Source organism: Actinocatenispora sera (assembly GCF_018324685.1).
Lineage (GTDB): Bacteria > Actinomycetota > Actinomycetes > Mycobacteriales > Micromonosporaceae > Actinocatenispora > Actinocatenispora sera.
In genome coordinates this window covers 1474659-1495455 of sequence record NZ_AP023354.1, presented here as the reverse complement: position 1 = coordinate 1495455, position 20797 = coordinate 1474659, and the positions used below count along the sequence as shown (strand labels likewise).

General features: G+C 71.9%; 23 protein-coding genes and 1 tRNA gene. 13 read left to right on the top strand and 11 right to left on the bottom strand.

The features are described from left to right. Positions 1 to 3: 3 nt before the first annotated feature. The gene (locus Asera_RS07075) at positions 4 to 375 is read right to left on the bottom strand and encodes an ArsR/SmtB family transcription factor (RefSeq protein ID WP_030447608.1); all 372 of its coding nucleotides are present in this window, start codon (positions 373 to 375) and stop codon (positions 4 to 6) included. Between the two features lie 545 nt (positions 376 to 920). Between Asera_RS07075 and Asera_RS07070 the strand changes: the two genes are divergently transcribed. The 5 genes from Asera_RS07070 (at position 921) to Asera_RS07050 (ending at position 5585) form a co-directional block, all read left to right on the top strand. Beyond that, the gene (locus Asera_RS07070; RefSeq protein ID WP_051802599.1) at positions 921 to 2123 is read left to right on the top strand and encodes a M28 family metallopeptidase; all 1203 of its coding nucleotides are present in this window, start codon (positions 921 to 923) and stop codon (positions 2121 to 2123) included. 44 nt (positions 2124 to 2167) lie between these two features. Then, complete coding sequence (locus Asera_RS07065) at positions 2168 to 2518, top strand: ArsR/SmtB family transcription factor (protein ID WP_030447606.1); 351 nt, start codon at positions 2168 to 2170, stop codon at positions 2516 to 2518. Continuing rightward, positions 2512 to 2877 (top strand): GNAT family N-acetyltransferase, encoded by a 366-nt coding sequence (locus tag Asera_RS07060; RefSeq protein ID WP_030447605.1) that lies wholly within the window; start codon positions 2512 to 2514, stop codon positions 2875 to 2877. Before Asera_RS07065 ends, Asera_RS07060 begins: the two co-directional genes overlap by 7 nt. A gap of 73 nt (positions 2878 to 2950) precedes the next feature. After that, entirely contained in the window at positions 2951 to 4276 is a 1326-nt protein-coding gene (locus tag Asera_RS07055) for an NAD(P)-binding domain-containing protein (RefSeq protein ID WP_030447604.1), read from the top strand. An 82-nt stretch (positions 4277 to 4358) separates the two neighbouring features. Beyond that, positions 4359 to 5585, top strand: a complete 1227-nt coding sequence (locus Asera_RS07050; protein ID WP_051802561.1) for an MFS transporter — start codon at positions 4359 to 4361, stop codon at positions 5583 to 5585. 190 nt (positions 5586 to 5775) lie between these two features. On the opposite strand, the gene Asera_RS07045 is transcribed toward Asera_RS07050, so the two are convergent. From Asera_RS07045 to Asera_RS07035, 3 genes are all read right to left on the bottom strand, one after another. Further along, positions 5776 to 6279 (bottom strand): SRPBCC domain-containing protein, encoded by a 504-nt coding sequence (locus Asera_RS07045; protein ID WP_030447602.1) that lies wholly within the window; start codon positions 6277 to 6279, stop codon positions 5776 to 5778. 45 nt (positions 6280 to 6324) lie between these two features. Continuing rightward, positions 6325 to 6789, bottom strand: a complete 465-nt coding sequence (locus Asera_RS07040; RefSeq protein ID WP_280529759.1) for an SRPBCC domain-containing protein — start codon at positions 6787 to 6789, stop codon at positions 6325 to 6327. A 298-nt stretch (positions 6790 to 7087) separates the two neighbouring features. Further along, entirely contained in the window at positions 7088 to 8020 is a 933-nt protein-coding gene (locus Asera_RS07035; RefSeq protein WP_030447600.1) for an NAD-dependent epimerase/dehydratase family protein, read from the bottom strand. 132 nt (positions 8021 to 8152) lie between these two features. On the opposite strand from Asera_RS07035, the gene Asera_RS07030 reads away from it, so the two are divergent. Beyond that, the gene (locus tag Asera_RS07030; protein WP_084132071.1) at positions 8153 to 9130 is read left to right on the top strand and encodes a LysR family transcriptional regulator; all 978 of its coding nucleotides are present in this window, start codon (positions 8153 to 8155) and stop codon (positions 9128 to 9130) included. 14 nt (positions 9131 to 9144) lie between these two features. Then, positions 9145 to 9519, top strand: a complete 375-nt coding sequence (locus tag Asera_RS07025) for an ArsR/SmtB family transcription factor (RefSeq protein WP_212804521.1) — start codon at positions 9145 to 9147, stop codon at positions 9517 to 9519. Between the two features lie 406 nt (positions 9520 to 9925). Here Asera_RS07025 and Asera_RS07020 read toward each other — a convergent pair. Together Asera_RS07020 and Asera_RS07015 are read right to left on the bottom strand one after the other, a co-directional pair. Beyond that, positions 9926 to 9998: transfer RNA gene (locus tag Asera_RS07020), tRNA-Arg, on the bottom strand. A gap of 67 nt (positions 9999 to 10065) precedes the next feature. Then, positions 10066 to 10791 (bottom strand): hypothetical protein, encoded by a 726-nt coding sequence (locus tag Asera_RS07015; protein ID WP_030445533.1) that lies wholly within the window; start codon positions 10789 to 10791, stop codon positions 10066 to 10068. 214 nt (positions 10792 to 11005) lie between these two features. On the opposite strand from Asera_RS07015, the gene Asera_RS07010 reads away from it, so the two are divergent. Beyond that, on the top strand, positions 11006 to 11296 hold the full coding sequence (locus tag Asera_RS07010) for a DUF1330 domain-containing protein (RefSeq protein ID WP_051802027.1): 291 nt from the start codon (positions 11006 to 11008) through the stop codon (positions 11294 to 11296). A 470-nt stretch (positions 11297 to 11766) separates the two neighbouring features. Here the strand turns inward: Asera_RS07010 and Asera_RS07005 are convergent, their stop codons facing one another. Then, positions 11767 to 12318 (bottom strand): RNA 2'-phosphotransferase, encoded by a 552-nt coding sequence (locus tag Asera_RS07005; RefSeq protein WP_030445531.1) that lies wholly within the window; start codon positions 12316 to 12318, stop codon positions 11767 to 11769. A gap of 79 nt (positions 12319 to 12397) precedes the next feature. Between Asera_RS07005 and Asera_RS07000 the strand changes: the two genes are divergently transcribed. The 4 genes from Asera_RS07000 to Asera_RS06985 all read left to right on the top strand — a co-directional run bounded on the left by Asera_RS07000 (position 12398) and on the right by Asera_RS06985 (position 16203). Further along, complete coding sequence (locus tag Asera_RS07000) at positions 12398 to 13339, top strand: ADP-ribosylation family protein (RefSeq protein WP_169745817.1); 942 nt, start codon at positions 12398 to 12400, stop codon at positions 13337 to 13339. 400 nt (positions 13340 to 13739) lie between these two features. Continuing rightward, entirely contained in the window at positions 13740 to 14369 is a 630-nt protein-coding gene (locus tag Asera_RS06995) for a nuclear transport factor 2 family protein (protein ID WP_084131107.1), read from the top strand. Further along, positions 14366 to 15325 carry a sigma-70 family RNA polymerase sigma factor gene (locus tag Asera_RS06990; RefSeq protein ID WP_030445528.1) on the top strand — a complete coding sequence of 320 codons (960 nt, stop codon included), beginning with the start codon at positions 14366 to 14368 and terminating at the stop codon, positions 15323 to 15325. The genes Asera_RS06995 and Asera_RS06990 overlap by 4 nt, the downstream gene beginning before the upstream one ends. After that, positions 15316 to 16203 carry an NmrA family NAD(P)-binding protein gene (locus Asera_RS06985; protein ID WP_030445527.1) on the top strand — a complete coding sequence of 296 codons (888 nt, stop codon included), beginning with the start codon at positions 15316 to 15318 and terminating at the stop codon, positions 16201 to 16203. The genes Asera_RS06990 and Asera_RS06985 overlap by 10 nt, the downstream gene beginning before the upstream one ends. A gap of 171 nt (positions 16204 to 16374) precedes the next feature. Here Asera_RS06985 and Asera_RS06980 read toward each other — a convergent pair whose 3' ends face one another. Genes Asera_RS06980 through Asera_RS06965 form a run of 4 tightly spaced genes read right to left on the bottom strand, consistent with a single transcriptional unit; the run spans position 16375 to position 19925 of the window. Beyond that, positions 16375 to 17577 (bottom strand): ABC transporter permease, encoded by a 1203-nt coding sequence (locus tag Asera_RS06980; protein ID WP_051802045.1) that lies wholly within the window; start codon positions 17575 to 17577, stop codon positions 16375 to 16377. Next, positions 17570 to 18340 (bottom strand): ABC transporter ATP-binding protein, encoded by a 771-nt coding sequence (locus Asera_RS06975; protein WP_084131158.1) that lies wholly within the window; start codon positions 18338 to 18340, stop codon positions 17570 to 17572. Before Asera_RS06975 ends, Asera_RS06980 begins: the two co-directional genes overlap by 8 nt. A gap of 17 nt (positions 18341 to 18357) precedes the next feature. Then, on the bottom strand, positions 18358 to 19386 hold the full coding sequence (locus Asera_RS06970; RefSeq protein WP_030445524.1) for a peptidoglycan-binding protein: 1029 nt from the start codon (positions 19384 to 19386) through the stop codon (positions 18358 to 18360). Next, positions 19386 to 19925, bottom strand: a complete 540-nt coding sequence (locus Asera_RS06965; RefSeq protein WP_030445523.1) for a hypothetical protein — start codon at positions 19923 to 19925, stop codon at positions 19386 to 19388. The genes Asera_RS06970 and Asera_RS06965 overlap by 1 nt, the downstream gene beginning before the upstream one ends. 151 nt (positions 19926 to 20076) lie before the next feature. Between Asera_RS06965 and Asera_RS06960 the strand changes: the two genes are divergently transcribed. Then, positions 20077 to 20763: a response regulator transcription factor gene (locus Asera_RS06960; protein ID WP_030445522.1), complete on the top strand. Its 687-nt coding sequence runs from the start codon at positions 20077 to 20079 to the stop codon at positions 20761 to 20763. The last annotated feature ends 34 nt before the right edge of the window (positions 20764 to 20797 follow it).

The following is a 20797-nucleotide window of genomic DNA, read 5'->3' as shown; positions in this document are numbered from 1 at the left end:
CGGTCAGGAGACGGTGGCGGTGGCCTGGGGCACCACCAGCAAGGTGGACAGCTCGGTGATGGCCTCACGCACCGGCCGGTAGTACACCCAGGTGCCGCGCCGCTCGCCGGCGATCAGCCCGGCCTCGCGCAGCACCTTGAGGTGGTGGGAGATCGTCGGACCGGTCAACTCGAACGGCGCGGTGATGTCACACACGCACGCCTCACCACCCGGGTGCGAGGCGATCAGCGACAGCAACTGCAGGCGCACCGGATCACCCAACGCCTTGTACGCCTTGGCCAACCGGGCGGCGTGCTCGGCCGGCAGCGGCATCTGCGCCAGCGGCGCGCAGCAGCCGGCGGCGTCGGTGGTCAACACCGGGAGTTGCTTCGACATTCTTCTATCTTGACAGTTATCGAAGAACGAGGCAAGCTTCTGGTTCGACAAGCGTCTATTCAAGGAGTCGTGATGGTGCGACTGTTCGGTCGCCGCCGGTCGGTGACCTACTGCGAGCGCTGCGGGAACGCCTGCTCGGGGCAGTGTCGGTCCGCGGTCCGGCTCGACCGGATTCGTGACCAGGCGCTGGGTCTGCGGTGGGGTCGGCCGTAGCCGGCAGTCCGCCGTGGCCCACCGGCCGCAGGCAGCGCGAGAGCAACCCCCGTCGGGACCAAGCAGACAACAGCGACCAGGCAGCAACGAGAGGAGACGGTCATGACAGACACGGCAACGCAGGGTGGGTTCATTGGCGATCCGGCGCAGGCGTACGCGCCGCCGGCGGGTGGCGGGTGTTGCGGCGGCCCGGCCCCGGCAGCGACCAGCGATGCGGCGGGCGGCTGCTGCGGGACCGCGCCGAGTCAGACATCGGGCAGCTGCTGCACGCCGGCGGCCACCGCACCGGTGGCCACGCAGAACGTGGTCGAGTCCGGGGCCGGGTGCTGCGGATGAGCACACCCGCCGCGACGCGGCAGGCGGGCGCGACCCGGCGGCTGGTGGACACGGTGGCGGCGCTGGCCGGCGACCGGTTCACCGGCCGCCGGGTCGGCACGTCCGGCGGCCGGGCCGCGGGCCAGTGGCTGGCCGCTCAGCTGCGCGCGGCGGGAGCGGCCACGCGAGTCGAGGCGTTCCCGGTCGCCGGGGTGCGGGAGTTGACCGACACCCCCACCCTCATCTACCAGGGCCGAGCCCTGGCCCATCGGCGTGACTGGGCCGAGCACGGGGCCTCGGCCGGGCTCCCTGACGGGGCGGCCGGCCCGGTGGTCACGGCGCAGGCCGGCCACTGGCGTGGCCGGTGGATTCTGCTGCCCGTGCTGGATGCCGCGTCGGTGGCGCGGGCCGCCGCCGAGAAGGCGATCGGGATCCTGGTGCCGCGTGGGGTCGACGAGGCGGGCTGGATGCCGAAGATGATCACCGGCCCCACACCGCTCCCGCTGCCGGTGGTCAGCCTGCACACCGTCTTGCACGCGACGCTGGCCACCGCGGGCGACGACCCGGCCCCGATGACCGGGCGCATCCCGGTTCGGGTGGTGGCCACGACCGGCACCAACGTGCACGGTGTGCTGCGCGAGGCGCCGCCCGGCGGCCGGTCGATCCTGCTGACCGCGCACTACGACGGGGTCGGCGACGACCCGCAGCAGCGGCTACCGGCCGCCGCCGACAACGCCTCCGGCGTCGCCGTCGTCCTCGAAGCCGCCCGCCATCTCGCCGGCAGCCTGCCGGCCGGCGTGGGGCTCGCGGTCGCGCTGCTGGACGCCGAGGAGGCCGGCGCGCTCGGCTCGGCCCACCACGCCACCCAGCTCACCCGTGCCGGCGGTCTGACCTCGGGCACGGTGGTGCTCAACGTCGACGGCGCCGCCCACCTCGACGGGGCCGCCACCATCGAGGCCGGCGGGGCCGCCGACGAGCTGCTCGACGCCCTCGATACGGCCGGCCGCACGGTGGGGACGGCGCTGCGGGCGGGGCCGATGGCCTCCGACAACCGCCGCTACGCCGCCGCCGGGCTACCCGCGGCCGGGGTCGGCATGGGCATGCCCGGCTACCAGACCCCTGCCGAAACCCCCGACCGGGTCGAACCGGACACCCTGCTGGCCGCCACCCGCCTGGTCACCGCCACCGTGCGGATTCTCGCGGACCGGACACGCCGATGAACACGCTGGCCACCGACCCCTTCATCGTCTATCGTCGATTAACGATGAATGGTGAGAGTGACACCGTGGGCGGGTTGTTGGATCGGGCGAGCGCCGAGCAGTACGCGAGATGGTTCAAGGCGCTGTCCGACCCGACCCGCATCCAGATCCTGGAGTTGCTGGCTCGACGTCGGGAGCCGATGAGCGTCGGGGCCGTCGTGGCCGAGGTCGGCGTGGCACAGTCGACGGTCTCGCAGCATCTCGCCGTGCTCGCCCGGGTGCGGTTCGTGCTGGTCGAGGCAGTCGGCACCTCGCGGCACTACCGGGTCAACGAGGCGTGCATCGAGTGCTTCCCCACCGCCGCGGACGTGGTGATGGGCCGGCCCGCCCCCAACCCACAGCAACCCCGATGCTGACCGACGCGCGCGCGGTGACGGTACGGCCGATGGTCGGTGCCGACGCCGAACCGGTCCTCGCCATCTACCAGGCCGGCCTGGACACCGGGCAGGCCAGCTTCGAAACCACCGCCCCCGACTGGGACCGGTTCGACGCCACCCATCTGCCCGAGCACCGCCATGTCGCGCTCGCCGCCGGCGAGGTGGTCGGGTGGGTGGCGGTGAGTGCGGTGTCGATCTTCCCGGACAACACCGCCAGCCTCGCCCTGCACGCCGCCTGCGGCTTTCGCACCATCGGGGTGCGCGAACGCATCGCCCGCCACCACGACCGCTGGCGCGACACGCTGCTGCTGGAGCGCCGCAGCCCGACCATCACCTGACCGCATTGCCTTGCACTACAAGGAAAACGCCACCCTTTTGTATTGATGAACATCGAAACAGTAGGAGGATTTCGTGATCGAGTCACCTGTGGTTGTCATCGGCGCCGGCCCGATCGGGCTGGCCGCCGCCGCACACCTGACCGAACGCGGACTGCCCGCCCTGGTACTGGAGGCCGGCGAGCGCGCCGGGGCCGCGGTGCACCGCTGGGGGCACGTCCGGCTGTTCTCGCCGTGGAGCCAGCTGGTCGACCCGGCCGCCGCCCGCGCGCTGCAACCCACCGGCTGGCAGGCGCCAGCCGGTGACGCCTACCCGACCGGGGCCGACTGGGCCAACGCGTACCTGCAGCCGCTGGCCGACACGCTGGGCGACACGGTGCGGTTCGGCACCCGCGTGATCGGGGTGTCACGGCAGGGCCGCGACCGTGTCGTCGACGCCGGCCGCGACACCACCCCGTTCGTCGTGCACACCCGCGAGGCGGGTGGCCGCGAAGGTCGGATACTCGCGCGGGCGGTCATCGACGCCTCCGGCACCTGGCAGAGTCCGAACCCGCTGGGCGCCGACGGGCTGCCCGCCGCCGGCGAAACCGACGCCGCCGAAGCGATCAGCTACCGCATCCCCGACCTGACCGACCCGGCCGTCGCCGCCCGCTACGCCGGCCGCCACACCGCGGTCGCCGGCAGCGGCCACTCCGCCCTGACCGCCCTGGTCGGCCTGGCCGAACTGGCCGCCACAGCCCCCGGCACCCGGATCAGCTGGCTGCTGCGCCGCGGCCAGACCGGCGCAGTGTTCGGCGGCGGCGCAGCCGATGAGCTGGCCGCCCGCGGCGCGCTCGGCCAACGCGCGCAAGCCGCCGTACAGGCCGGGCACATCACCACCGTCACCGGCTTCCGTACCGACCGCCTCGACCCGGCTGGCGACCGCCGATGGGCCGTGGTCGCCGACGACGGGCGCCGCATCGAGCAGGTCGACCAGATCGTCGCGGTCACCGGCTTCCGCCCCGACCACCGGCTGCTGTCCGAGATCCGCCTCGGCGTCGACCCCACCCTGCAGGCACCGACCGCGCTGGCACCGCTGATCGATCCCAACGTGCACTCCTGCGGCACCGTCTACCCCCACGGCGTGGCCGAACTGGCCCACCCCGAACCCGACTTCTACCTGGCCGGAATGAAGTCCTACGGCCGCGCACCCACCTTCCTCGCTCTCACCGGCTACGAACAGGTCCGCAGCATCGTCGCCGCCCTCGCCGGCGACCACGACGCCGCCCACCGCGTCGAGCTGACCCTGCCCGACACCGGAGTCTGCGGCGGCTCCGGTGTGTTCGACGACCCCACCGCCACCGGCGGCTGCTGCACGACCAGCGAACCCGAACTGATCGCGCTACCGACCCTGCGCCCCTGACCCGCCGGCGTTACCGGCCCCGCCCCGGCACGGGGCGAGGCCGGGCGGTTCGCGCCGCCGATCCCACCGAAGGCAGGAGCCCGTGACGCAGCCCGAACCCACCACCTCGACGGCCACGGCACTCACCGCACGGCGGCTACGGCAGGTGCTGATCGTGCTGTGCGGCACCGAAATCACCAGCTGGGGAGTGCTCTACTACGCCTTCCCCGTCCTTGCCCCACACATCCACCACGACACCGGCTGGCCACTACCCGCACTCACCGCCGGCCTGTCGATCAGCCAACTGGTCGCCGCCGCCCTGGGCATCCCGCTGGGCCGCCTGCTGGACCGACACGGCCCCCGCGCGATCATGACCACCGCCTCGGTGATCGCCGCACCCGCCCTCGCCGCCGTCGCCTACGCCCCCACCCTCGGCTGGTTCCTCGCCGCCTGGATCGCCGTGGGCGCCGCCATGGCCGGCACCCTCTACCCGCCCGCATTCGCCGCGCTGACCCGCTGGTACGGGCCCGACCGGGTCAAGGCCCTCACCGCCCTCACCCTCATCGGCGGTCTGGCCTCCACCGTGTTCGCGCCGCTGACCGCCGCCCTCGCCGACCACCTCAGCTGGCGCGGCGTCTACCTCACCCTCGCCGCCGCCCTGGCCGCGATCACCATCCCCGCCCACCTGTTCGGGCTACGCCTGCCCTGGCCAACCCCACCCAGCCATGAACCCCACCAGCCCGCACCGGCCGACACCTCACCAACCCGCATCGCCCGCAGCCGACCCTTCCTGACCCTGACCGCCGTCCTGACTCTCGCCGCGTTCACCGTCTATGCCGTCGTGGTCAACCAAGTCCCGCTGTTGACCGCCCGCGGCCTGACCCCCACCCTCGCCGCCTGGGCACTGGGCCTCGGCGGACTCGGCCAAGTCGCCGGACGCCTCGGCTACCAACGCCTCGTCGCCCACAGCAGCGTGCGCACCCGCACCATCGCCATCCTCGCCGCCGCCGCAGCCACCACCCTGCTACTTGGCCTGATCCCCGGACCCGCGGCCCTGCTGATCGCCGGCGCCATCCTCGCCGGCACCGCCCGCGGCGTGTTCACCCTCCTGCAAGCCACCGCCATCTCCGACCGCTGGGGCACCCGCCACTACGGCCGCCTCAACGGCCTGCTCTCCGCCCCCACCACCCTCGCCGCCGCCACCGCACCCGCCGCCGGCGCCGCACTGGCCACCCTGCTCGGCGGCTACCCCGCCGTGTTCCTCGCCCTCGGCGCCCTCACCGTTCTAGCCACCATCGCCGCAGCCACCACCACGCCAACCAGCCGCTAGCACACCACCTCACCGCCATACGCGGTGACCCCTGCCCAGCGGGCACGCTCGAGGTTGGTCTCTCTTGTCGCCCTCCGCTGCGGCAGCCTTCTCCATCCCGTGTGCCGTTGCGGAACGCCCTGACGCCGCCGGCGATGCGGCGGCGTAAGGGTGGTGGGATGCCTCGCCGACGCTCACGCATTCGGGCGGGTCAGGCCGCGGGCTTTGCCACTTCCGCCTCCGCGGCACGGGCGAGCCGCTCGACCCAGTCCTGGTGGTAGCGGTACAGCGCACCGGGATGCCTACGCCCGAGTTCCTCGACGAAGAAGGGACCCTGCTGCGTTTCCTCGGTCAGTACGTGACAGCCATCGTCCGTAGGCGTGATGACCCAGCCGTGGTATGCGCTCGAACCCGTTTCGTCGCCGTCGACTGTCGTCTCCCACGCAAGCCTGGTGAACGGCTCGTACTCCGTCACGTGGAGACTCATGGGAAATCCCACCGTCACTCGGCTGAACCTGGCCCCCAGAGCCAGTTCCGAACCGCCGGAAAGGATCTTGACGCGGTCTTCGGGAGGGAAATAGCTCGACCAGTTCTCGGCATCGACGAGCAGCTTCCATACCACTTCAGGTGGCGCCTTCACGTCGATGTCATTGAGCGCGTAGAGAGCAGACGACTTCGGGTCGTACTGTTCGGGCCATATCACCTTGTCGTACATCGGCCATCTTTCCTTTCTGGGTGGTTCCGCTGAGAGCACTTCGAGTCAACCGGCCTGATTTTCACGCTCGGTCGCCACCTTGGCGAGTGCTGCGAGGAGGTTCTCGTGCGTGCGCCAAAATACCTCGGGGTCCTGCTTCGCCAGTTCGATCCAGAGCGGACCCTGCATCGTCTCTTCGGTCCAGAGATGGCTCCCCTTTGGCGTGGGGGTGATGATCCAGGCGTGGTAAGCCCTGGACGCTTCGGACGCCTTGGGATAACCGCCCCAGGCGATACGCGACACGGGCTGGAACTCCTGCACGGACGCGAAGACGTCCTGGCCGGCCAGGTTGGTTTCGAATCGAGTTCCGAGGCGCAGCGAGTCATGGCCGTCAAGAATCTGAACATCCCCGACGCCCGGGTAGAACGTGGGCCAGGTGCGCGGGTCCACGAGCAGGGACCATATCGTTTCCGGAGAGGCTCCGACCTCCAGCTCGTTGGTGAAGTGGATGGGGGATCGACTAGGAGTCATGGCCTCCGGCCAATTTATCGCCTCAAACATGAAGATCTCCAAACGGTGGACCGCGCTCTGGCGGTCATGAACGCACGGCGATGGATACACATCGCCGGAATTTAATCGAGTGGAACAGTCACCCGTTGTGCGCCAACCGACGACGTATTCCTGTCCCGCGGGACGTCGCGATCTCCCTCGCCATCGATGTACGAGGTCTTCGACCTATGCGTCGCTCCGCCACGTCGCTGCTTGTGCACCTTGCCGTACCAGGACGGGCCAGAACGGTGGTGTGCGGCGGTTGAAGGTCGAGGGCGCGTCAGACGCGGCCGACGGCCACGGAGTTCCTGACAGCGTCCAGGCCTGCGGCATGCTCGACGACGGGCTTGTATCCGAGTTCGGTTACGGCCTTGTCCGTGCGCAGGGTGCACTCCTGCCCGAGGAACCATCGAGCGGGGACGGGGACCTGGCCGGCGGCGGTCTCGGCGTCCATGTCGGGAATCGCGACATCGACACCATAGATCTCGAACTGGATCTCCAGGAACTCACGGAGAGTGACGCGATGCCGGTCCGTGACAAAGTAGGCCTGACCTGGTCGGCCGCGCTGCCATCCGAGCACGAGTCCCTCGACGGCGTTGTCGACGAAAGTGACGTCGGTTGTGTGCCGGCCTCCCTCGATCCAAGCGAAGTGCCCCGCCTTCGCCGCCGCGGCCAGGCCCTCCACGAGGAAGCTGTCGGGTCCCCAGACGAACCGCGGGCGAATCGACACGGTGGCGAAGCCCGGGGCGTTCGCGTCGAGCACGATCTTCTCGGCCACGGCCTTCGTGGCGCTGTAGGCGGCTTCCGAGTCGGGCCGCAGCGGCGCCGTCTCGTCGATGTCCACGAGCGGGGCGCCAGCCAGCAGGGCGGCTTCGCTACCGCAGTGGACGAAACGTGGAACCCGCGCGTAGCGCGCAGCATCGACGGCTGCCTGCGTGCCGCGAACGGTCACCAGTTCATGGCGTTCACGATCAGCCGTGACGTCCGTCTCGGCGGCAAGGTGGAAGACCACGTCGCTGCCCACCACGTCGTTCCGCCACGTGAGCGGCTCGGTCAACTCGCCGCGCACAGGCTTCGCGCCCAGCGCCGAGATCTTCGCGGCCGATGCCTCACTTCGAACCAGAACACCTACCGAGTGCCCCGCGCCGAGGAGCCGGCCCACCAGTACCTGGCCGATGAACCCGGAGCCACCGGTAACGAACACCTGTGCCATGGCCTCTCCTTCGCTCGATGCGAGCCCCTCGCCGGGCCTGGCGAGAAGGTCTCGTGGGTGACAGCAACCAGGGGCTCGAATGGCTTCCCTCCATCACCTTCATGCTTCGAAAGCCTTCGATAAGATCCATGGATGGCTTCTCTGCGGGCACTGGAGTGCCTTGTCGCCGTTGCGGACTCCGGATCGATCACGCAGGCCGCCCTGCTGCTGCACTCGTCGCAACCCGCTGTCTCTCATCAGCTCGCTTCATTGGAACGCGAGACCCGGACGGTTTTGCTTCGCCGCGAGCCCCGGGGGGTAAAGCTCACTTCAGCGGGGCGGGCTGCCGTCGCCGATGCCAGACGTGCGATCGACGCGGCCGCATCCGCGGTTCGGTCGGCGCGTGCGGCGGGTCAGGCGGCTGGGGGCATCCTGCGACTGGTCTGCGCGCAGAGCCTCACGGTGCCGTTGCTCGCTGCCGTCATTCGTCAGTGGCACCGCCGCTATCCGGAGGTCGCGATCACGCTGCGCGAGTCCACGGCGATGGACGAGGCGCTCGGCCTCGTCGACTCCGACGAGGTCGACGTGGCAGTGGTGACCGCTCCCTCGGCCGGCCGCTTCACGATCACCGCCGTCGCGGAGGAGGAGATCGTGTTGGCGACACCCGCCGACCATCCGCTGGCCGGGCAGCCGGCGGTCCGCCTTGAGGATCTCGAAGGTGTGCCGCTCGTTCACTTCGCACCGGACAATGGCCTCAGCGCCTGGCTCGACCAGTCCTTCGCCCGCGTGGGAGTCCACCCGGAGACGGTGATGCGGACGTCGGTGACCGCGGCGGCACCGCAGCTCGCGGCCGCCGGACTGGGCATCGCCGTGTGTCCCGTGAGCGCGGTCAGCCACGGCTTCCCGGGAGCGGTGCGATCCTTTTCCCCGCGCTGGGTCAGGCAACTGGTGGCGGTGACGTCCACAGAACCGGACCCGCTCGTCGCACGCTTCGTCGGCGATCTGCGCCGCCACGGCATAGGCGTGCCGCGCGATGTGCGGGATCAGCTCGCCCGGAACGGTCTTCCGAACGAGGCACCAACCGCCCACGCCGAGGCGGCCCACCCCGGAGCAGACAAGGAGCCGACCTGAATCGATGTTGTGACTTGACTGGGCCGGTCACGACCCAGGACGCGCTGGCTGCCTGCGCGCCAACCGGCATCCCGCGCGGCTGTTCCGCGTATCGCCTACCGCATGAAAACGAGCACGAGAGCTCACCACCCCGGCTACGGCAGAGCCCCTGCCCGGTCGGCGAGCTGGCCGACACCATCGGCATGGAGCAGTCCGCCGTCTCCCACCAACTGCGCCTGCTGCGCGCCCTGGGCCTGGTCACCAGCACCCGATCGGGGCGACGCATCGTCTACGCCCTGTTCGACAACCACGTCGCCCAACTGCTCGACGAAGCCATCTACCACATCGAGCACCTCCGGCTCGGCAAGCACGACACACCTGCCACAGTTACCGAGCCCACCGCCGGCTAGCGTCCGAAGTGAGCGGGCTTAGCGGTGCCCATCATGTCGGGGCCACGGCGGGACAGCCGGACAACGGGTAGAGCACCGGCAACCAGGAACCTCACGAGACGACTCTCCGTCAGACCATGTGGAGCACAGCCGGGCGCGCCATGGCCGTCCGAGCTGCGACCTCGACCTCGCACAACCCAGGCACCACCCACGGCAGTTGCATAGCGTAATCTGCCTCCAGTTACAGAGGGTAGTTTCGCATCGTGGAATACGGTCTTGGGTTCGACCTATCTCGGGCACCGCTCGGGCACGACTCGGGCACTGTATCGATAACCATCGAACATGAAGGTTGCTCGCAAAAAAGTAAAGGCCCTGGTCACGGCCTTTACGAGCATGAAAAACGCCTTTACGAGCATGAAAAACAAGGTGCGCCCGGAGGGATTCGAACCCCCAACCTTCTGATCCGTAGTCAGATGCTCTATCCGTTGAGCTACGGGCGCAGTTGGTGAAACCGGCGGTAACTCTAACACGGCCGGTTCGGGCCCCTCCGGGCGGTACGGCGGGGGCTCAGACGGACCACTGATCGAGCAGCGGGTCGGGCGTGCGGCGGCGGCGCACGGCGCGTACGACGAGCAGGGTCGCGCCGGCGGCGGCGAGCAGTGCCAGGGCGATGCTCGCGTACAGCCAGGGCCGGCGGTCGGGGGCGGCGTGGCCGGTGACGGTGACGATCCGGCCGTGGCCGGGTACCGAGGTGATGTGCTCCAGGGTGACGATCCAGTCGTCGCCCCGGAGCGTCTCGTTGTGCTGCCGGAAGTCGTCCAGGGTCCGATATTCGCCGCCGTTCTGGTCGACCAGCCTGGTGCCGCCGTCGCGACGCCTCGGCACGTACACGGTGCCGAGCTCGAGGCTGCCGTCGTGGTGCTGGATCAGGATCCGCCGGGTGTACACGGTGCCGCCGCGCCCGGCGAAGCGTTCGGCGCGCCGCTTGGCCGTAGCGGTCGGGCAGGCGCCCGCGTAGGTCCGGTACCGGTCCTGCTCGCGCTGCTGCTCCAGGTAGTCGGCGTCGATGCACTCGTACACGCTGAACATGCTGGCCACGACCGCCTTCGGCCCACCCTCGGCGGCGAACTCGGCGAGCCGGTCGGGGCCGGTCACCCCCGCGTACCGGTCGTGTCGTACGTGCGTGGACCGGAAGTACCGGTACATCAGGTCGCCGGTGGTCGGCCGGTGCTGCGGGCCACCGCAGCCGGCGAGTGCCGCGAGCAGGACGACGACCGCCCCCAGGCGGCTCACACGCGTCATCGGACCGCCTTTCGTCGCGGATCGTCAGCCGTAGCGAGTATCGGACCGGTCGGGCGGGACCCGTCCCGACGGCGGGTACCTGCGTGTTTCGGACAGTTCGCCGACCGGCGACGATCATGACGGCTAGCGTGGTGTCTGTCTCATTGCTTCCAGTACGGGCGGTCCCGGACGGTGTGTGCGGGCGGCCCGGGACAGGAGTCACACCATGGCCGGGTACGTGATCGCGCAGCTTCGCCCGCCGGACCCGCTGCCGCCGGAGGTCGGGCAGTACCTGGAGCTCGTCCAGGGCACCCTCGATCCGTTCGGTGGCACCTTCCTCGTGCACGGCGGCGCGCTGGAGGTACGGGAGGGCAGCTGGCCGGGCGATGCGGTGGTGATCCGGTTCCCGGACGTGGAGCACGCCCGTGGCTGGTACGAGTCGCCGGAGTACGTACGGATCCGGCCGCTGCGCACCGATCACATCGACTGCGACGTCGTCATCGTCGAGGGCGACTGACTCCACCGGGCCGGGGACGACACGCGTCCGGGGCGGAGCTGACGGCTTCCCGCCAGCCATCGGGAACCTCGGCGAGTCCGGGCCGGGCGACGGCAACCCGCCAGCCATCGGGATCGGCGCGTCCGGGCCGGGCATGAAACCGCCCCGCCGGCGGAGGCCGAGCGGGGCGGTTTCGAGTTCGAGCACCGGGGGGATGGTGTCGACCACGTCATGGTGCCGGCACCCATCGTGCGGACGAAACCCCCTGGTTGCCATTCTTCAGATAGTGCGTGGTCCGGTACCTGCTGTGATCTTTCCGCCCTGTCGCGACGACTTGCACCGATCACGTGACTCGGACCGACCACCCGATTCGCGGCACCGGCCGGCGGGGGCGGCATCAGCTCGGGTCGATGACCTGCGGCATCAGGTCGACCGGTGCGCGGCCGGACCGCCGGCCGCCCTCGTCCACCGCGCCGGTGACCCGTCGGGCGTCAGGCCAGCGGTTCGAGGTGATCGGGCGGGATCGCGTCGGCCAGCCAGACCCGGTCGTTGCCACGATAGAAGACGATCCCGGCGGCGGCCGCCGCGGCCGCATCGACCGTCAGCAGCACCGGCCGGCCGCTCTTGCGCTGCCCCACCGAGCGCGCGGTCTCGACGTCGGCCGACAGGTGCACGTACTGCCGGCCCATCGGGCGCAGCCCCTGCGTCCGGATGACCGGCACCGTGGCCGGGGCCGTACCGTGGAACAACCGCGGCGGCGGCAGGCCCGGCACCAGCTCGATCCGGCCGGCCAACGAATGCCCGTACCGGGCGCGGATCCGGTCACCGTCGAGCTCGAAGCGCTGCTTGCTGGCCGCTGCCATCATCCGCCGCACGGCCGCGCGGTCGACCGCCGCCCAGTCGCCGCCGCGCTCCCGCAGCGCCAGCAGCAGCTGATCGACCGGGGTCCAGCCCTCCCGGTCGAGTTCCAGCTCGTACCGCCAGGGCTCGTGCCGCAACGCGTGCGAAACCGCCCGGCTCAGCGCCACGTCGTCGACCACCATACCGCCGAGCCTACCGGCGCCGTACCCGTTGTGCGACAAGGTAACCAGCGAGCTGGCCGGCGTAGCCTACGATGCGGCGGTGGACGGCGAGGCACGGCGCACGCGGACGCTGACCGAGATCTGGTCCCGGTTCCCGGCGCTCGAGGAACGGGTCCGGCGGGTGTACGGGCTGCGGGTGCCACGGCACCTGGCGGTGTTCGCCGCGCTCTGGCACAGCGCCGACGACGCCGAGCGGGAGGGGCTGAACCAGCTCGGCGTCGCCCCGTTCGGCCTCACCGAGTACCTCGCTCCGGACGGGCTGTCGCTGGTCGGCGCCGGCGGGCTGGACGAGCGGTTGCACGGCCGCTACCGGTGCGATCCGGCCGAGTTCGTCACCGTGCTCGGCGGTGACTCGGACGGGCTGCACTACGGCCTGTGGTACGACGATCCGGCGCAGCTGCCCGCATTCGTGGTGTTCAACTGGGCCCGCGATTCGGCGGAGACCTGGACGAACGGCGCGGCCACGCTGCTCGTCCAGCTCCGGCACCGGATCGACGCGGTGGCCGCCGACTACGGCGCGGACGGCCCGGAGGCTCGCGCGTTGCGGCCGCTCGCGGCGGCGCTCGACTGGTTCGCCGCCGCCGACCGGGAGGCGGTGGCCGCCGACGGCCTGCCGAGCTGGGCGCAGTCACCCCGGCAGTCGACCGCGGTGTCGCTGTTTCCGGTGCTGCCCACCGATTCCGGCGACCCGCGGCTGGAGAGCTCCGGCCAGCGGCTGCGGGCGTTGCAGGCCGGCGGGCCGGACGCGGCGAGCCTGATCGCCGAGGCCGAACGGCAACTGGCCGCCGGGCAGCCGGCGTACGCCCTCGCGGTCGGCAGTGAGCTGCACTGGATCGACGCGGACGAGTACCGGGACCGTGGCCTCGCCCTGCTCGTCGGCGCGTACCAGGCGCTCGGCCGCGACGCGCTCGCCGACATCGCCGAGGTGCACGCCGCGCACCGCGACCTCCGTAGCGTCAGCGTCCTCACCCGCACGCACTGACCCGCCCGCACTGACCCGCACGCACTGACTGGCCCACACTGATCCGCACGGCCTCGCGCACCGCTGCCGCCCGTACCGTCGGCGTCCCGACCCCGCGCGCACACCCTGGTCGGACCGGCTCGCTCGCACCCCGTCCACGCCTGCCTGCCGCACCGACCCCGCACGACCCGACGGCACCGACTCACGTGCACCGACCCACGTGCATCGATCGGACCGCGCTGGCCCGCCGGTGAGGGGCTCCTTCGCGCTGATCCGGGGCGGTCAGTCCGGGTCGACGCCGAGTCGGTGTCGCGTCCGGTTCCCGCGGCGCTCCGCTCCGGTCCAGCTGCGCGGGCGATGAGTTTCCGGGGGCCGGCGGATCTGTACCGGTGGAGGGTACGGAACCGAAAGGGAGCGCGGGATGAGCGAGACGGTTGTGGTGCGGTACCGGACACGCGAGGATGCGGCGGCCGAGAACCGGCGCCTGGTCGAGGCGGTGTTCGCGCAGCTACGACGGGAGCGGCCACCGGGGTTGGAGTACACCGCGGTGCAGCTGGACGGCGCCGAGTTCGTGCACGTGGCGACGACCGCGACAGACCCGGTGTTGCCGGGCGTCGAGGCGTTCGGGCGGTTCCAGCGCGACCTGGGTACCCGGTTGGCGGCCGAGCCGGAGCCGCGGAAGGCGACGCTGCTCGGCACGTACCGGCCGGCCGGCGCGGCGGTGCCGGTCGCGGTGGCGTTCGTGGAGGCGTTCGGCCGGCGCGACCTCGCGACGGTGACCGCGCTGCTGCACGACGACGTGGTGTTCGAGAGCCCGCGTACCCGGCTGGCCGGGGCGGCGGCGGTCGCTGCGGCGATCGGTGAGTTCGCCGAGGTGGTCACCGGAGTCGACGTGGTGGCCGCGTACGGCGACGAGGACAGCGCGGTGGTCTGCCACGACCTGCACACCGGCCCGTTCGGCACCGTGCGCACCGTCGACCACGTGTCGGTACGGGGCGGCCGGATCGCCGCCGACACGGTGGTGTTCGACACCGCACAGGCCGGCCGGTGACCGCGTTCGAGGACGCGGCGGAGCGGTACCGGCGGGAGCTGTTCGCCTACTGCTACCGGATGCTGGGCTCGCCGCACGACGCCGACGACGCGGTGCAGGAAACCTACCTGCGGGCGTGGCGGGCCTTCGACGCGTTCCAGGGCCGGGCGTCGGTGCGCACCTGGCTGTACCGGATCGCCACCCGGGTCTGCCTGCGCGCGATCGAGGGCCGGGCGCGTCGTGCCCTGCCGTCCGGGCTGGGCGGGCCGGCGGCCGATCCGGCCGGGACCATCGATCCGCGCAACGTCGAGATCCCTTGGGTGGAACCTGTTTCGGCGACGGAGCTGGACCCGGCGACGGCGGCCGAGGCGCACCACGGCATCCGGCTCGCGTTCGTCGCCGCGTTGCAGCACCTGCCCGGCCGGCAGCGCGCCGTACTGATCCTGCGGGACGTGTTGATGTTCCACGCCGACGAGGCCGCCGATTTGCTGGACAGCAGCACGGCGGCCGTCAACAGCGCGCTGCAGCGCGCCCGCCGGCAACTCGCCCGTACCGCACCGGACGGGTACGACCTCACCGAGCCGGCGGATCCGGTGCGTCGCACCCTGCTCGACCGGTACGCGGTCGCGTTCGAGAACGCCGACATCGACGAGCTGCTGCGGATTCTCGCCGCGGACGCGGTACTGGAGATGCCGCCGATCCCGACCTGGTTCCGCGGCCGGGAGCAGGTCGCCGCGTTCCTGCGCCGCCGGCTGACCCGGCCCGGTCGCCGGTTGCTGCCGACCACGGCGAACGGCCAGCCGGCCTTCGGCCTGTACGTCGCGGGGCACGGCGGCGTTCCCCGCGCCCATGCCCTGCAACTGCTCACGCTCGGACCGGACGGGATCGCGCGGATCGACATGGTTCACGATCCGTTGCTGTTCCCGCGGTTCGGTCTCCCCCATCTCGCCAGCACCGAGGAGAAGACATGCATCTGACGACAGGCGCCACCGGTGTCGCCGGTTCGATCGTGGCCCGCGAGTTCGCCCGCCAGGGCGTACCGATCCGGGTTCTGGTCCGGGATCCCGCCAAGGGGGCGTGGCTGCGGAACCTGCCCGGCATCGAGATCGTGGTCGGCGACATGCGCGTACCCGAGTCGCTCGGCGCCGCGCTGGACGGGGTCGACCGGGTGCTGATGATCTCGTCGCCGCGCGACGACATGGTCGGTACCCAGTGCCGGTTCATCGACGCGGCGAAGGCGGCCGGGGTCGGGCACGTCGTCAAGTTCAGCGGCAAGGAGTCCGGCACCACGTTCGACCCGCAGGCGTTCCGCGGTACCCGTTGGCACCTGGAGATCGAGCGGTACCTGGAGGACTCCGGGCTGGCCTGGACGCACCTGCAGCCCAGCCAGTTCATGCAGGTGTACCTGCCGGGTGCGCTCACCGGCGTCGACGCGGGCCGGGGCGCGATCGTGATGCCGATCGGGGACAGCCGGCTGGCCCCGGTGGACATCGAGGACATCGCCCGGGTGGCGGTGGCGGTGATGGCCGCGGACGGGATCGAGGGCCGGGCGTACGCCATGACCGGCCCGGAGGCGCTGACGATGACCGAGGTCGCCGAGCTGCTCACCGCGGCGACCGGCCGGCCGTACCGGTACGAGCCGGTGACCGCCGGGCAGAAGCGGGCGCTGCACGCCGCCGAGGGCTTCCCGCCGGAGGTGCTGGACCTGCTGGACGAGATCTACGCCGGCCGGCGCGGCTCCCCGGACGCGGTCGTCGACCTGAGCACGCACCGCACCTTCGGCGTGGAGCCGACGACGTTCGCCGACTTCGCCCGCCGGCACGCCGGCGACTTCGCCCCGGTCCCGTCCGCCTGACGAGACCGGTCCCGACCAGCCCACGGGACACCGCCACAGCCAGCGGTTCCGACCGGGCGGCGGGGCCCGATCCCGGCCGCCGGGTCGGACGCCGGCCCGTGCGGTTCCCGTACGGGTCGGCCGGCGCGGCCGGTGCACCCCGCCGCCCCAGCACCGGCCACGGGTCGACGGTCATGGCACCGACAGCGCGGCGGCGGGGGCGAGGCGGCTGGCGCGGACCGCCGGGTACAGGCCGGCGAGCGTACCGATGATCATGGTGGCGGCGATGCCCCCGGTCGATGCCCAGGCGGGTACCACCACCGGCCAGCCACGGCTCGCCGCGTAGCCGGCCGTACCGAGGATGCCGATGACGGCGCCGCCCGCGCCGCCGAGCCCGGACAGCAGCAGCGACTCGGTGAGGAACTGCAGCCGGATCTGGCCGCGGGTGGCGCCGAGCGCGCGGCGCAGGCCGATCTCGGCGCGGCGCTCCAGCACCGAGATGATCATCGTGTTGGCCACCCCGACGCCACCGACCAGCAGCGCGACCGCACCGAGACCGAGCAGCAACGCGGTGAGGGTGGCGTCGGTGGCCTGCTTGGCGCGCAACGCATCCGACGGCCGGGAAACCGAGACGGTACCGGGTCGCTGCGGGTTGGCGGTGTTGGCGAGCACCGCGCGTACGGCCGGGATCTGCTCCTCCACCGCGCGCACGTAGACGCGGGTCGGGTGGCGGTCGAAGTGCAGGTACGTGCGTGCCGCGGACCAGCCGACCAGCGCGGCGCTGTCCAGCTCCGGCGCGAGCGCCACCGGTTGCAGCACGCCGGCCACGACGAACCAGCGATCGCCCAGCCACACCCGTACGCCGGGGCCGGGCAGGCCGAGCCGGCGGGCCGCGACGGAGCCGAGGACGACGGCCGGGTAGCGCGCCGTGGCCGCGTTGAACCAGGAGCCGGCGGCGAGGTGGGCGGAGACCGTGCCGGGCAGCGCGGCGTTCGCCGCGAGCACGTCGATGCCGCCGGTCTGGCCGGGTGGTACCCGGTCGTTGCGGTAGACGTGCGCGGTCAGCTCCCCGGTCGCGGACACCGCGGTCACCGGGCCGATCCGCCGGATCATCCGGGTGGACTCGACCGGCAGCTGAGCCGGTTCGCCCGTCTGCGTCTGTGCCGGGACCACGGTCAGCAGGTTGGTACCGAGCCGGGCCAGCTGCTGGTCGAGCTGCGCGCGGCTGGACGTGGAGATGCCGGCCACGGCGATCATCGCCCCGATGCCGATGGCCACCCCGAGGGCGGACAGGATCACCCGCAGCGGCCGCGTCCGCAGACCGGCACCGCCCAACCGGATCGCGTCGGTGACGGACAGGCGGGCCGGCCGCGGCGCTCCGGACCGGTCACCCACGACGCCCACCCCAGTCCGCTGCCTGCGCCGGGCCCGGATCCGGTTCCGCCGGCCGCACCGGGCCCCGAGCCGGCTCCGATGTCCGTGCACGATGCCCGTCCTGTTCGGTGTCGGCGACGACACGGCCATCCCGGACCGCGATCTGGCGCGGCGGCAGGGCCGCGATCCTCCGGTCGTGGGTGATGATGACGACCGTGGTACCGGTCGCGTGCAGGTCGGTGAGCAGCGCCAGCACGGTCTCGCCGGCGGCCGAGTCCAGGTTGCCGGTCGGTTCGTCGGCCAGCAGCAGCGGTGGCGAGCCGAGCAACGCCCGCGCGATCGCGACCCGTTGCCGTTCGCCACCGGACAGTTCGTTCGGCCGGTGGTCGAGCCGGTGCCCGAGACCGACCCGCTCCAGCGCCTCCCGCGCCGCCTGCAGCCGGCGCCGCCGCGGTACCCCGGCGTACAGCAGGCCGTCGGCGACGTTCTCGTCGGCCGGGACCCCGGCGGCGAGGTGGAACTGCTGGAACACGAAGCCGATCGTGCCGGCCCGCAGCGCCGAACGGGACCGGTCCGGCAGCGCGGCGATGTCGTGTCCGGCGATCCGTACCGTGCCGGAGGTCGGTTCGTCGAGCGTGCCGAGCAGTTGCAGCAGCGTCGACTTGCCCGACCCGGACGGTCCGACGATCGCCACGAACTCGCCGGCGCGGATCGTCAGATCGACGCCGGCCAGCGCCGTCACCGGGCCCGGGTAGGTCTTCGTCACCCCGGTGAGCCGCACCAGCTCGACGCCCGGCGCGGTCACCGCGGCACCCGTACCGTGGTGCCGGCGTGGATCCCGTTGCCGGAGATCTCGATCAGCCCGTCGGCGACCATGCCGGTGTGCACGGCGACGAGCCGGCTGTGCCCGGCCACGACCGTCTCCACGCCGTAGCCGCCCTCGGCGAGGGCGAGCAGCGCGTCGACCGGTACCGCGAGCACGCCGCGGTGGCGCTGCGCCACGTGCCGCACGACCACCTTCGCCGCGTTGGTGAGCCGCTGGTCCTCGGCCACCCGTACCGTCACGCGCACCACCGGCTCGTTGTCGCTGACGCCGAGGTTCGCCGAGGCCACCGTGCCCGCGACGACCCCGCCGTCGGGCAGCGTCACGGTGACCGACGCCCCGTGTTTCGCCCAGTCCGCGTCGTCCTCACCGAACGAGGCGGTGACGACCTTGGTACTGCCGCCGACGGAGACCACGTCGGCCGGGCTCGCGGCGCCGGGGCGCACCAGGCGCCGCGCCACGCGTACCGCGTGGGGTTGGATCACGACGTCGGCCGCGGCCACGGTGCCGGTCTCGGGTACGCCCAGATCGTGCTGCCAGCGCTTGACCGCCGCCGCGGTCAACGGCGAGTACGTGTCGTCGACGGTGAAGTCGCCGTACCCGAGCGCGGCGAGGTTCTGCTCGAACTGGCGCACGTCGTTGCCGACCGTGCGGTCCTTCAGCTCCCGGTACATCGGCAGGGTCCCGTAGAGCAGGACCACCGGACGGTCGTCGACCCGGACGAGCTGCTCGCCGCGGGAGACGGTCTTACCGGTGGCCGGCAGCCAGGTGATCGTGCCGGCCGCCTTGCACGTCACCGGGGCGCTGGCGCCGTAGCCGACCTCGCCGTCCGCCGAGACGTACCGGACGAGGTCGCGGCGCACCACCGTGGCCGTGCCGGTCGACTTCGGGCTGGTGCCGGTCGCCGCGGGGTGCCGGCCGCCCAGCCCGACCGCCGCCGCGCCCGCCACGACCAGCACCGCGACCGCTCCGGCCGCGATCGCGACGGTACGGATGCGACGACGCATCAGCCCTTGGCCTTGCCGGTGGGTTCGGGTTGGAGGCCCAGGATGGACGCGCATGCCTTGGTGGCGCGCCGCAGGCCGGCGCCGTCCTGGTTGCCCTCGGGGTCCGGGAAGTAGCCGTCCGCGCCCGGATCCGGATAGTCCGGCGCGCCGTGCGAGCGCATGCACCTCGCGTACTGCCGCCGCTTGGCGATCTCCTGCGGCGACAGGGTGGGCCGGTCCTCCAGGTCGGGCGGGAGCGGCGGCACCTTGTCCTTGCACGCCTCCTGCGCGGCCCGGAAGGCAGGGTCCGCCTTCAGCTTCGCCTTGTCGCCGGTGAACTCGACGTTCCCCTTCGAATCCGGATCCGACACCTGTACGTGGTGCTTGCGCAGGCATTTCACCCACTCCCGGACCCCGTCCACGTACGCGGTGCGCTCGTCGCTCTTGCTCGCCGCGGACGGTTTCCCGCCGGCTGACGCCACCTGGGGACCGGTGCTTCCGCCGCAGCCGCTCAACGCCAACGTCGCGACGGCCGCGACCCAGATCAGGTGCTTGCGCACGGCATCTCCTCGACTCGGGTACGCAACGCCGGCGACGCTAGGAGCACACCGATGAAGAACCGTTGAAGATCCCGTTCGGTACCGGTGCCGCCGTCCGCGCCCCCTGCCCGTACGGCCGGGCCGCCCGTACTGTGTCGCCGGGAGGTGCGGTGTGGCGGCTCGGATACTGGTGGCGGAGGACGATCCGAAGCAGGCGAACCTGCTCCGGCTCTACCTGGAACGCGAGGGGCACGCGGTGGCCGTGGCGGCAGACGGCCGGGCCGCGCTGGAACGCGCCCGCGCGCAGGCGCCGGACCTGGTCGTGCTCGACGTGCTGATGCCGGTCGTGGACGGGCTGGACGTGTGCCGGATCCTGCGCGCCGAGTCGGACCTGCCGATCCTGCTGGTGACCGCCCGCAGCACCGAGAACGACCTGCTGCTCGGCCTCGACCTCGGCGCCGACGACTACCTGACCAAGCCGTACAGCCCGCGGGAGCTGGTTGCCCGGGTACGAGCCCTGCTGCGCCGGGCCGGCCGCGGTGCGGCGGACGACGACGTGCTGGTCGTCGACGACCTGACGATCGACGCCGGCCGCTTCGAGGTACGGGTCGCCGGCCGCCCGGTGTCGTTGACCGGCAAGGAGTTCGCGATCCTGCGGGCGCTCGCAGCCGAGCCGGGACGGGTGCTGACGCGGGCGCAGATCATCGACCGGGTCTTCGGCTTCGACCAGCACGTGCTGGCCCGTACGGTGGACGCGCACGTGATGAACCTGCGCCGCAAGATCGAACCGGATCCGGCCGCGCCCAGGTACGTGCAGACCGTGTACGGCCGGGGCTACCGGCTGCGGGAGCCACGGTGAGCCGGCCGGCCGGGGTACGGCCGAAGTCGGGGTT

What these genes read in the sequence shown, in the direction of transcription:
- Asera_RS07075 (WP_030447608.1), bottom strand. Translation starts at nt 375, where the DNA reads ATGTCGAAGCAACTCCCGGTGTTGACCACCGACGCCGCCGGCTGCTGC.
- Asera_RS07070 (WP_051802599.1), top strand. Translation starts at nt 921, where the DNA reads ATGAGCACACCCGCCGCGACGCGGCAGGCGGGCGCGACCCGGCGGCTG.
- Asera_RS07065 (WP_030447606.1), top strand. Translation starts at nt 2,168, where the DNA reads ATGAATGGTGAGAGTGACACCGTGGGCGGGTTGTTGGATCGGGCGAGC.
- Asera_RS07060 (WP_030447605.1), top strand. Translation starts at nt 2,512, where the DNA reads ATGCTGACCGACGCGCGCGCGGTGACGGTACGGCCGATGGTCGGTGCC.
- Asera_RS07045 (WP_030447602.1), bottom strand. Translation starts at nt 6,279, where the DNA reads ATGTACGACAAGGTGATATGGCCCGAACAGTACGACCCGAAGTCGTCT.
- Asera_RS07040 (WP_280529759.1), bottom strand. Translation starts at nt 6,789, where the DNA reads ATGACTCCTAGTCGATCCCCCATCCACTTCACCAACGAGCTGGAGGTC.
- Asera_RS07035 (WP_030447600.1), bottom strand. Translation starts at nt 8,020, where the DNA reads ATGGCACAGGTGTTCGTTACCGGTGGCTCCGGGTTCATCGGCCAGGTA.
- Asera_RS07030 (WP_084132071.1), top strand. Translation starts at nt 8,153, where the DNA reads ATGGCTTCTCTGCGGGCACTGGAGTGCCTTGTCGCCGTTGCGGACTCC.
- Asera_RS07010 (WP_051802027.1), top strand. Translation starts at nt 11,006, where the DNA reads ATGGCCGGGTACGTGATCGCGCAGCTTCGCCCGCCGGACCCGCTGCCG.
- Asera_RS07005 (WP_030445531.1), bottom strand. Translation starts at nt 12,318, where the DNA reads ATGGTGGTCGACGACGTGGCGCTGAGCCGGGCGGTTTCGCACGCGTTG.
- Asera_RS06995 (WP_084131107.1), top strand. Translation starts at nt 13,740, where the DNA reads ATGAGCGAGACGGTTGTGGTGCGGTACCGGACACGCGAGGATGCGGCG.
- Asera_RS06985 (WP_030445527.1), top strand. Translation starts at nt 15,316, where the DNA reads ATGCATCTGACGACAGGCGCCACCGGTGTCGCCGGTTCGATCGTGGCC.
- Asera_RS06970 (WP_030445524.1), bottom strand. Translation starts at nt 19,386, where the DNA reads ATGCGTCGTCGCATCCGTACCGTCGCGATCGCGGCCGGAGCGGTCGCG.